The organism is Ectobacillus antri, from assembly GCF_003852715.1.
In the GTDB taxonomy this organism is placed as follows: Bacteria; Bacillota; Bacilli; order Bacillales; family Bacillaceae_G; genus Ectobacillus; species Ectobacillus antri.
Map to the genome: position 1 here is coordinate 39,888 of NZ_RIAV01000022.1, position 9,958 is coordinate 49,845.

At 43.6% G+C, this 9,958-nt stretch carries 12 protein-coding genes, 1 pseudogene and 1 riboswitch; of the genes and pseudogenes, 2 read left to right on the plus strand and 11 right to left on the minus strand.

What is annotated here, in order from left to right; all coding sequences use genetic code 11:
* Positions 1–3 precede the first annotated feature (3 nt).
* The 4 genes from EEJ45_RS15315 to EEJ45_RS15330 form a co-directional block, all read right to left on the minus strand.
* Positions 4–849 carry a carbohydrate ABC transporter permease gene (locus EEJ45_RS15315; RefSeq protein WP_124565680.1) on the minus strand — a complete coding sequence of 282 codons (846 nt, stop codon included), beginning with the start codon at positions 847–849 and terminating at the stop codon, positions 4–6.
* A complete protein-coding gene (locus EEJ45_RS15320; RefSeq protein WP_124565681.1) occupies positions 846–2,084 on the minus strand; it encodes an ABC transporter substrate-binding protein in 1,239 nt (412 codons plus the stop codon). Before EEJ45_RS15320 ends, EEJ45_RS15315 begins: the two co-directional genes overlap by 4 nt.
* A gap of 14 nt (positions 2,085–2,098) precedes the next feature.
* Positions 2,099–3,202: an FMNH2-dependent alkanesulfonate monooxygenase gene (gene ssuD, locus EEJ45_RS15325; RefSeq protein ID WP_124565682.1), complete on the minus strand. Its 1,104-nt coding sequence runs from the start codon at positions 3,200–3,202 to the stop codon at positions 2,099–2,101.
* Between the two features lie 205 nt (positions 3,203–3,407).
* Complete coding sequence (locus EEJ45_RS15330) at positions 3,408–3,782, minus strand: PH domain-containing protein (protein ID WP_124565683.1); 375 nt, start codon at positions 3,780–3,782, stop codon at positions 3,408–3,410.
* Between the two features lie 100 nt (positions 3,783–3,882).
* Positions 3,883–4,045: riboswitch (M-box (ykoK) riboswitch) on the plus strand.
* Positions 4,046–4,229: 184 nt separating this feature from the next.
* Here EEJ45_RS15330 and corA point away from each other — a divergent pair.
* Entirely contained in the window at positions 4,230–5,201 is a 972-nt protein-coding gene (gene corA, locus EEJ45_RS15335) for a magnesium/cobalt transporter CorA (RefSeq protein WP_124565684.1), read from the plus strand.
* On the opposite strand, the gene EEJ45_RS18500 is transcribed toward corA, so the two are convergent.
* From EEJ45_RS18500 to EEJ45_RS15360, 6 genes and pseudogenes are all read right to left on the minus strand, one after another.
* Positions 5,179–5,319, minus strand: coding sequence for a hypothetical protein (locus EEJ45_RS18500; protein ID WP_164464306.1), 141 nt, complete (start codon positions 5,317–5,319; stop codon positions 5,179–5,181). The genes corA and EEJ45_RS18500 overlap by 23 nt on opposite strands.
* A 19-nt stretch (positions 5,320–5,338) precedes the next feature.
* Positions 5,339–5,887: a GNAT family N-acetyltransferase gene (locus EEJ45_RS15340; RefSeq protein ID WP_124565685.1), complete on the minus strand. Its 549-nt coding sequence runs from the start codon at positions 5,885–5,887 to the stop codon at positions 5,339–5,341.
* 127 nt (positions 5,888–6,014) lie between these two features.
* Complete coding sequence (locus EEJ45_RS15345) at positions 6,015–6,464, minus strand: arsenate-mycothiol transferase ArsC (protein WP_164464307.1); 450 nt, start codon at positions 6,462–6,464, stop codon at positions 6,015–6,017.
* 22 nt (positions 6,465–6,486) lie between these two features.
* Positions 6,487–6,873 (minus strand): hypothetical protein, encoded by a 387-nt coding sequence (locus EEJ45_RS15350; protein WP_124565687.1) that lies wholly within the window; start codon positions 6,871–6,873, stop codon positions 6,487–6,489.
* Positions 6,874–7,016: 143 nt separating this feature from the next.
* Positions 7,017–7,196 (minus strand): annotated as a pseudogene (locus tag EEJ45_RS15355) (HAD family hydrolase); the annotation flags it as partial.
* Positions 7,197–7,214: 18 nt separating this feature from the next.
* Entirely contained in the window at positions 7,215–7,985 is a 771-nt protein-coding gene (locus tag EEJ45_RS15360; protein WP_124565688.1) for a metallophosphoesterase family protein, read from the minus strand.
* 97 nt (positions 7,986–8,082) lie between these two features.
* On the opposite strand from EEJ45_RS15360, the gene EEJ45_RS15365 reads away from it, so the two are divergent.
* Positions 8,083–8,403, plus strand: coding sequence for a YnfA family protein (locus EEJ45_RS15365; RefSeq protein ID WP_380018325.1), 321 nt, complete (start codon positions 8,083–8,085; stop codon positions 8,401–8,403).
* Positions 8,404–8,437: 34 nt separating this feature from the next.
* On the opposite strand, the gene EEJ45_RS15370 is transcribed toward EEJ45_RS15365, so the two are convergent.
* Entirely contained in the window at positions 8,438–9,436 is a 999-nt protein-coding gene (locus tag EEJ45_RS15370; protein WP_124565690.1) for an EAL domain-containing protein, read from the minus strand.
* Between the last annotated feature and the right edge of the window lie 522 nt (positions 9,437–9,958).

Here is a 9,958-nt window from a genome sequence, read left to right on the forward strand (position 1 = left end):
TCCCTAGTAGTGTACACGATTTACGCGAAGTATCTGGAATTGCAAAAGTGTCACAAGCGCAACAACCAGCATAAATACCACCGACAGCGCCGATGCATAGCCGAAGCTGTAATTTTGAAACGCGGATGCATATATGTAAGTCGACAAGATTTCTGTCCCATAATTCGGACCGCCGCGTGTCATTGCAAAAATTAAATCAAATGCCTTAAAGGACTGCAGTATCGTATACGATACTACAATTGCCGCGGCCGGCGCAATGAGAGGCCAGGTGACCCACCTGAAGCGCTGCCAGCGATTGGCTCCCTCAAGCGTTGCAACTTCATGTAGCTCGGCTGGCACCGCTTGCAAACCGGATACGAAAATGACAATCATCTGACCAGTATGAAACCACACCTGCACAAGTGCCACCGCATATATGGCAAACTCCTTGTCACCAAGCCAGTTTTGACGAAGAATTTTGCTGATCAGTCCAATGCTCGGGTCATACATAAACAGCCAAATAAACGCAACGGACACTGAAGATAAAATGGTCGGAAAAAAATACAGTGCGCGTAGCACAACATTTGTTTTTGTGTGCTTTACTAGGTACAGCGCGAATAAGAGAGACATGCCTGATTGCAGCAGTACGACGACCACCATAAACTTCAAATTATTTATCAACGCGGTATGAAAAACAATATCTGAAGCAAGTCGTTTGTAATTTTCAAAGCCGACGTACGCGTAGCTCGGTGTGAGACCATCCCAATTTGTAATGGAATAATAGAACGCGCTACAAATAGGAAACAACTGAAAAACGGCATATAAGATAAAGCCGGGAAGTAAAAACCAAAGCAGCTTATAGCGCCTCATTTCACCACATTTTGCTCCACAATTTTTTGGGCTGCTTCCGCCGCTTGCTTAGGTGCAGTTCCTCCTAATACCTCTTGAATAGAGCCTGTCACCGCTTTTTCCACATTTGCGTTAGTAATGGTAAAACGCGGCTGAAACACCGTCTTTTTATTTGTCCAAGTAGATAGCTCTTTTAGAATAGGAGATTCGTAGCTTACACCTTTCACTGTCACATGCTGCGCTGTTTTATTGGCATATTCTGTGGCAATTTCCTGCTTACTTAAAAATGCTAAAAACTTCTTTGCAGCTCCCTTCTTTTTCGACTTGCTGTTAATAGCCAACATAAAGGTTGACGTATGTACGCCTTCATATTTTGCTTGTGATGCCTGAACAGTAATCGGTGCTAACAAGCCGAGACGAATGTTCGGATTTTGCTTTTGAATACCTGCAACCGCATACGAGCCGGTCGCCAAAATTGCCGCTTTTTCCTGAGCAATCAAGGCAATGGCGCTATCATGTTTGGCACCAAGGGCATCTTTTTGGAGATACGGCTGTAGTTCTTTGAATTGCCCTAGCGTTTTCACCCACCATTCATCTGTCAGCTTCGTTTCACCTTTTTGTAAGGCTGATAAGCTTTGGTCGCTCGGTGCATTGTTCATGACCATACTGTTCATAAATTGACCTGGTCCAATGTCGGCACCTGGAAAGGCAATAGGGATATAACCGTTCGCTTTCAGTTTTTCATTTACTTGTAAAAAACTTTCCCAATCCTTTGGCGGTGTTAAACCTAGCTTTTCAAATATCCCCACGTTATACACTGGGATATTAAAAACAAGCTGATATGGAAGTGCAAGCTGCTTACCATCTTTCTTCCCATTTTCAATTAAATGCGCTTCAAAATTTGTTGTAAATGATTCCTTTGTAAGGTCTGTAAATAATCCTGCTTTTTGCAATGTTTCAAACTGCGCCCCCGGAAACGATGTAAACACATCTCCTGCTTGCCCATCTCGAAGTACAGTTTGCACTGTTGATTGATATTGATCAGATGGATACACATTCATCTTTACTTTAATTTCCGGATTTTCTTGTTCAAACTTTTGAATAAGAGTATGAAATACCTCTACATCCTCCCCGCGCCAGTGCACAAAGCTGATTGTCGTCGGTTCTTTCTTCGCTGATGTTTTGGATGATGAGCACCCTGTCACAATTCCTGCAAATAAAGTCGCTGCAATTGCACCTGTAATCCACTTTTTCATATGTACTCCTCCTTTTATTTTGGATGAATGCTATCAGCTAATCGTTCGCCTGCAAAAGCTACATCGTCGCTTGGAAAAAGCAGTGGAAACAACAACTCAGCAACGCGATACGCTTCTTCTAAATGTGGATAGCCAGATAAGATAAACGTATCAATGCCAAGTGCTTCGTACTCCCGAATTCTCTCAACCACTGTTTCTGGGTCACCCACAAGTGCCGTTCCTGCACCGGCACGTACAAGACCAACACCCGCCCATAAATTTGGACTAATTTCCAAGTCGTTGCGATTTCCGCTGTGGAGGGCTAGCATTCGTCTTTGCCCTTCTGATTCGTGTTGTTGTAGCGCTTTTTGTGCTGCAGCCACCGTTTCATCATCAACATGACGAATAAGCGCATGAGCCGCATCCCACGCCTCGTCTGCTGTTTCACGTACAATCACATGCAGTCGAATTCCAAACCTAACCGTTCGCCCGTATCTTGCCGCAAGTTGTTGTACATGTGTGATTTTCTCTTTAACTGCCGCTGGTGGCTCTCCCCATGTTAAATACACATCTACATGCTTAGCTGCAACTTCCTTTGCGATAGCAGAGGAACCCCCAAAATACAGGGGTGGATATGGAGACTGTACAGGGGGATATACATTTTTACCGCCCTTAATATGAAAATGCTCTCCTTCAAAGTTCACCTCTTCGCCGTTTAACAAGTTACGCCACACACTTAAAAACTCGTCAGTAACGAGATAACGCTCTGCATGACTCAGGTGAATCCCATCTGCCCCATGCTCTGCTGGACTACTGCCAGTCACCACATTGACAAGTAAACGACCACCAGACAACCTGTCAAAAGTGGATGCCATCCGGGCCGCAACCGTCGGGGACATAAGGCCGGGACGAAGCGCGACCAGAAACTTCATCCGCTTTGTCACACTCAGTAGAGAAGATGCTGTAATCCACGCATCTTCACATGACTGCCCTGTCGGTAGCAATGCACCGTGAAAGCCTAATTGATCAACCGCCTGCGCAATTTGTTTTAAGTACACATACGTCGCAGGCCGACCTCCCTTTTTCGTCCCCAAATACCTGCTGTCCCCACTTGTCGGCAAAAACCAAAGCACTTCCATCGTTAACTCTCCCTTCCCCCAACAAAAAAGGCGCACGTCATCCACAAAGTGAATGCTGTGCGCCTTCAGTTGACTGATAAGCAATATATAAATCTAGTTTCTCTTATTTTATTTATACTATTCCTATATGTCAACTACGCTTTTGTGTATGTAATAAATAATTTACAAATAAGAAAGAGGCAATCACAAAGATTGCCCCTCTAGATTACCGCAACACATACGCTGCCAAAACACTCTGCAACTCATAAATGTTCAAGTTCTTGTTAAACTGCTTTTGAATCATACCGCCGCCGGAAATCCAGATTTTCAGTTCTGCGTCAAGGTCGAAGCTGCCGGCTGTTTCAATGCTAAAATGCGTGATGCTTCGATATGGTACGGAGTGATACTCTGTTTTCTTGCCCGTAATGCCCTGCTTGTCGACTAAAATGAGGCGCTTATCTGTAAAGATAAACATATCGCGAATTAAGCGGTATGCCTTTTCCACCTGCTCACCTGCAGCAAGAATGTTGCTAAATTCCTTTTGTACATCCTGTACACTCACCTCTGACGCGTTGCCCATGATACCATCTAAAAATCCCATATGTATCGCCTCCTTCTATAATTATAGTACCTTATAACTATATGCCGGTACGAAAATAGATTTGACGCTTTTCGCTGTGAATGCTAGAATTTTAGTTAATTGAATCATCCGTTAGGTGAGGCTCCTGTATAGAGACACGCTGCTGCCCAAAAATGTCGAGAGACGCCAATGGGTCAACAGGAAAGATCGGACTAAGGTCTTTTTTAATGTAGCTGGTTTGTAACCTATGCTATACAGTGCTAAAACTCAACGAGGGAGAAGCGCAGACTGCTTACGATAAGTAGTTTCTTTTTGTTGCACAAACAGCCTTTACTCCCTTTAGAGTGAAGGCCTTTATTTTTTAGGAGGTGAAATACATGGACCCAGATAGTCCAACACATTCATATAGCAAGCGAGGTCCATGTTTCATCTGAGCATGTGCCTCGTATACGAGAGAGGTGCATATATATGATTAAAACATATCTATATAATGAAAAAACACAAAGCATGCAGCAGGATATTGCACTTGATGACATTCCATTCTACCTTGCGCATCCGCAAAACCTGCTGTGGATTGACTTATACGATATTAAAACTGATGAATTATATTTGATCGCAAAAACATTTGGCTTTCACCCGCTTGCAATTGAAGACTGTCTCCACGACAGTCCGCGGGCAAAGGTGGATGATTATGATGCCTACAAGTTTTTCGTGTTCCACGCGCTCCGCTACAACGAAGAAAGTGATAATGAGATTACAACGCTTGAGCTAAACGTATTTCTTGGCTCAAATTATGTAGTGACGATTCATAAGAAAAAACAGCGCTGGCTTGGACAAATGGATGCCATTTGTTCCGTGAGTCCGAAATATATGAACCGCGGGGCTGACTTTTTGCTGTATACATTGATTGACGGCATTACTGACGAGTACTTCCCGATTTTAGATCGCATCGGTGTTCGTATTGACGAGCTTGAGGATGAAATGTACGATGAAGGCGTAAAAGAGGTGACAGAAGAGTTCTTGGCGCTTAAGCGAACCATTATCTTAATTCGCCGTGTTATTTTGCCGCAAAAACGAATCTTTTTAACGATGAACGGGCGATGGAAATTCGATATTCAAGAGCATAACATTCCCTTCTATGTGGACCTAATGGATCATATGGAACGAATTGTGGATTCCACAGAAACATACCGCGATCTCGTAAACAGTGCCCTGGATACGTATTATTCCATCATCAGCGCTAAGGCCAATGAAAAAATTAACGTACTGACGATGATTTCCACGATCATGCTGCCGCTTACGTTCGTAACTGGCTTTTTTGGAATGAACGTACCGCTTCCGTATCAGGATTCACCGTTTGCTACTGTAGTTATCTTTTTGAGCCTAGTGCTGCTCACCTATGGTATGTGGCGCTATTTTAAAAAGAATGAGTTGTTGTGAAGACCTGAGACAAGCCGCTCAGGTCTTTTTGTATGTATTTCATTTTTTCGAATGCAGCATCACTGACTTGTACCGGTTGAATTACGATATTCATTTGAACCCTCTTACGTTTCTTCATATCTTCTCCTCCGGATACTTCAATTATCAATATATCCTAAAGATATAGCTTCCTCTCGCAGCAAGCCCATTCGAATAGAATCATAGTATGCACCGTCATAATAGCGGCATTTCCGCATACGTCCCTCCATAGTCATGCCTAACTTTTCACCAACCTTCATCATGCGCTCGTTACCGGACCACGTTGTGTATCCAACGCGTACAAGCGGCATCGTTGCAAACAGATGAGAAATCCACATCCGCAGCGCCCTCGTTCCGTAGCCCCCGCTCCAAAATGCCGGATCATAGATACCGATGCCCATCTCAAGCCAGCGTGACGGCTCATGCTCCCAATAATAGGACACTGTTCCGATTACTTGGTCGCGTACCGTAATCACCCAGCGCTCATCCTTACCAATCCACTTCTCTCGATCTGCGATGAACGACTCGTACGGTACATGGACATGCGGAAAATACGGTGCGTCCCATTTTTTCCACTCAGGTTCTTGTTCCTCATATAAAAGTGTCCAAAGTATATCCATATCACCTGGTTCAACAGGTCTAATCGTAACTTCATTGTCTTGATACATCTTATTCTCCTTTCGTTGATTACTTATCAAATTAGCAAGTTTGACAGGTTATTTGGCAAGTTTGAGGATGAATCTGGCGAGTTTGATGATTTATTTGGCGAGTTTTCACATGAATTTGGCAACTGTCCTATAGGTTTCTTACAAGCACAGGCATAGCTTCATATATTTCATCAACCATACGCTCAATACTCTTCAAGTATGTACCAGCTGAGTCTGGCGGCGGCACCGTGACCGATTGTGATTCATTTTTGTAAATTTCATAAAACAGTGGTACCGAGCGGTTGTATTGCGTTTTGATATAATCTTGATGCTCGCGGCCCATGGCTACGACCACGTCATACTTATCTAGCATGTCTTCAGAAAATGGCGTTCGTGTAAAAGCGGATGTATCAATGCCCAGCTCCGCCATACGCTTAAAATGAATGTCTGAAAAGCGGCTTACATCGCTGTCTGCTTTAAAGCCCGCAGCAGCAACTGTAAGAGGTAAGTTATGCTTTTGCATATAATCACGCAGACAAAACTCTGCCGTAATGCTGCGCGTGTAGTTATCGGTACAAAGAAAAAGAATATGTTTCATGTTAACAGCTCCAATCCGTGATTTAAGGAAGAACGCGAACGGAGTAAGCGCCATTTTTTGGTGCCCGCTCCACTAAGATTTCAATGTCTTGCCCGTCTTCTGTTTGCACCGTGCCTTGCATAGAAGCCGATGCATCACTATCATTTCTGATACCAATATTTTGCTGTCCCTTATACCATTTCAAGTGTTTACCTTTTGTATAGATGCTACCAATGCCTATGCTATCCTCACTTTTATAAAATACAAGTAAGTTATCGTCGACCTGCTGTGTTTCTATAACATCCGCTTCTGTAATCTGTTCTGCACGAAACCCTTGCTTCATTGCATCTTGAAGGGTATTTGGTTCTTCGGAAACAACTTTACAGGCACTTAGTAGTAAGAGAAGATTGAGCATCCATTTCTTTTTCATTTAACCACCCCTTTTTACTGATTATACAAAATTTTTAAAATATATTACATAAAAAAGCAGAAGCCTACTCGGGCTTCTGCTTTCATATCCTTATTTGATCTCACTGTATTTCTGCAAAGCGTCCTTTACCTTTTTCGAATCAGCTTTAACTTGTTTAACTCTTCCTGCTGCTCCGAAGAGATCTTGTAGTGCTGCAGCGCATGCGAGTACGAAATTTTTAACTGCTTATAAATGTCTCGCTCTCCCAATACATCTGCTAGCATATTGGTGTACGCTGGATATGTATCAAACAGCGTTCCGTCAAAATCCCATAAAATATTCATATCAGCACTCTTCTCTTGTTAGTTGACTTGATGAAACACCCGCAAAATAAATGCCCGGTCTGGCACCCCTAATTGCTCATACGATGCCAAAAATTCCTCTTTCTCATATATCGCGGCGCACAGCTCTACTTCAATCGTAGCTCCTACGGTCACAATCGCATAGGGCGCGAACCCGCCGCAGCCGAGCGCACCTGGATTAATGTACCTCGGACTTGTGCTTCGAAAATCATGTACAGGATGGTGGTGACCAAAACAGATGCAATCGGCCTCGCAATTAGCAAAGAGCTGCCGCATGTTTGCGAGCGTGGGCTCGACAATTGCACTGAACGGATCGTCGCTAATGGGCGCATCTGGTTTCGCGAGCTGATAGTGCATAAATAAAAAACGATGCCCCTGTATCTCCTGCTGAATCGTGCGCGGTAAAGCGGCTAGCTTAGGAATGAACACCGGATTCAGCCGCTCTGCAATCCACTGATGATGCTCTCTCGCCTGCGCATGACTTTGAGGGTACATCTCTCCTTTTACAAGTGCCAATACGGCTTCATCATGGTTGCCGGTCACCATCGTCACATCATGTCGCGCAAACAACATGTCCAGCACTTCATTCGTATCAGGCCCAATCGCAATCATATCACCTAAGCAATATATATGCTCAATATCTCTCATCCTATCAATCTCATGTAAAACGGCACGCAAAGCAGGTGCGTTGCCGTGAATGTCTGTCATGACTGCAAATCGCAAGACTTCACCTTCTTTTTTATCAATCAATTCACTTACATATTTCAACATAAATAGCCAATTCCCCTGCTATTTCGTGCTATAATTGCAATATTACAAACATGCTATACTGAGACTGAAGCAAATACAGTCAGGAGTGTTGTAAGTGCTGCAAGCAACTTTGATATTTTTGTTAGCTGGCTTAGCTGAAATTGGCGGCGGTTATTTGATGTGGCAATGGCTTCGTGAAGGTGCCTCAGGCTGGCTGGGATTGTTGGGCAGCATAGCACTTGTGCTGTACGGTATTATTGCCACCTGGCAGGCGTTTCCTAGCTTTGGTCGCGTGTATGCAGCCTATGGCGGCGTATTCATTGTAATGAGCCTGTTTTGGGGCTGGCTGATCGATAAAAAAACACCAGATACATACGATTGGCTGGGCGGCGTGATTTGTATCGTTGGCGTCTGTGTGATGCTGTGGCCAAGAAACTGATGGAAAAAGCACTGTCGAGGGACAGTGCTTTTTCTTATGCGATTTCCTCTACTGGGTGCTCCTGCGGCTTGGCGAAATAATAGCCTTGAAACAAGTCGTAGCCCAGTGCTTGTAGATACGCAAGGTCCTCCTCTGCTTCTACCCCTTCCGCTAAAGCGAGAGCATGCATACCGCGTGCCGCTTCTAACACGCGCTTTGCCATATCCTGCTTGCTTGCATCCGTGCTGACGCCGTTAGTAAACTCAATTGCTAGTTTGACAATATCTGGCCGCAAATCCTCCAGCAGCTCGATATTGTTATAGCCAGTGCCTACGTCATCAAGCGCGTATTTAAAGCCGTGATCTCTGTAGTAGCGTAAAATTCGCTTAAGATGGGCAATGTCTTTCACTTTGTCTGTCTCAACGACCTCAAATACAATTTGCGCGGGATCCATGTTTAATTCTTCAATTAACTGAATTGTCGTCGCTAAACAATGCTCAGGTACGTAAATCGATGTTGGAATAAAATTAATAAACAATAGTTTATCTGTCACACCGCTGGCATTTTGAATAGAAGCCAAGCGACACGCTCTGTCCAAAGCAAAAAGGCGATTGCGCACGCGCGCCGCTTCAAATAAGGTAAATGGCGGAATGAGACGATCATCCTCTCCAATGCCCCGTGAAAGCAGCTCGTGACCGATAACTTCTCCCTGTCTGCTGACAATGGGCTGATAATGCGTGCAAATGCGACGCTCTTGAATGATATCATCAATCCAAGCTGCTTCTCTTTCTGCGACAAATTCACGAATGGGCTTATACGCTTCTCCTTGCCCTTGCGCAAACACCGTATCAGCACCGCCGTGTATGTCTAAATAATCCATGACACTAAAAAAGATATGTTCTTCCATCCACATGGTTTGTGTATCTATATGTATAAAATCAGTAGCCGCAAAACTGCTAAAATACACAGCTAGTTTTTCTGCTACTATGTCGTCCTTTATATGTACGCGATAACCACGCTTTGTAATCTGGCAGACGTCACATACTTGTCTCATCTTAGTATTCCTTTCTCTTAAAACATTATATTTGTATTATAAGATTATAAGACTGTCATTGTATAGAGGATGTTTTTTACTTCTATTGAATAACATAACAGGAGATGTTATATGAAACCGTTAGCTCTACTGCTTATCTTGCTTACCGGCTGCACCTCACAAACGACCACGCCCATGCAAACAAATCAAACCGCCTTAAGCATCTACAAACACAATGATTCTATTGTACTTTTCCAATTCGGGCAAATTGTTCATCTTATGATAGGCTAACTTCATACTTATATCATTAGTGCTGAGACCCCCCTTGCTTCAGCTATGGGGATGAAAGGTACTTAGGATGGGCGTTGGCTTCAGCCAATGTAACCATCCTACATTTTCACTCTGTTCGTTAGATAAATCTATAAAAAAATAACATATTTTTGATAAAACGTTGTTAGAGGTGATAGCAGTGAGTAGAACTGTTCAAAGCAACTCTAACATCACATTTGATTGCAAATATCATGTCGTGTTCTGCCCAAAGTA

Bases quoted from the DNA above. Each gene is read 5' to 3' on its own strand.
- EEJ45_RS15345 (WP_164464307.1), bottom strand. From the start codon at position 6,464: ATGAAACATATTCTTTTTCTTTGTACCGATAACTACACGCGCAGCATT.
- EEJ45_RS15340 (WP_124565685.1), bottom strand. From the start codon at position 5,887: ATGTATCAAGACAATGAAGTTACGATTAGACCTGTTGAACCAGGTGAT.
- ssuD (WP_124565682.1), bottom strand. From the start codon at position 3,202: ATGGAAGTGCTTTGGTTTTTGCCGACAAGTGGGGACAGCAGGTATTTG.
- EEJ45_RS18500 (WP_164464306.1), bottom strand. From the start codon at position 5,319: ATGAAGAAACGTAAGAGGGTTCAAATGAATATCGTAATTCAACCGGTA.
- EEJ45_RS15360 (WP_124565688.1), bottom strand. From the start codon at position 7,985: ATGTTGAAATATGTAAGTGAATTGATTGATAAAAAAGAAGGTGAAGTC.
- EEJ45_RS15350 (WP_124565687.1), bottom strand. From the start codon at position 6,873: ATGAAAAAGAAATGGATGCTCAATCTTCTCTTACTACTAAGTGCCTGT.
- EEJ45_RS15315 (WP_124565680.1), bottom strand. From the start codon at position 849: ATGAGGCGCTATAAGCTGCTTTGGTTTTTACTTCCCGGCTTTATCTTA.
- EEJ45_RS15370 (WP_124565690.1), bottom strand. From the start codon at position 9,436: ATGAGACAAGTATGTGACGTCTGCCAGATTACAAAGCGTGGTTATCGC.
- corA (WP_124565684.1), top strand. From the start codon at position 4,230: ATGATTAAAACATATCTATATAATGAAAAAACACAAAGCATGCAGCAG.
- EEJ45_RS15330 (WP_124565683.1), bottom strand. From the start codon at position 3,782: ATGGGATTTTTAGATGGTATCATGGGCAACGCGTCAGAGGTGAGTGTA.
- EEJ45_RS15320 (WP_124565681.1), bottom strand. From the start codon at position 2,084: ATGAAAAAGTGGATTACAGGTGCAATTGCAGCGACTTTATTTGCAGGA.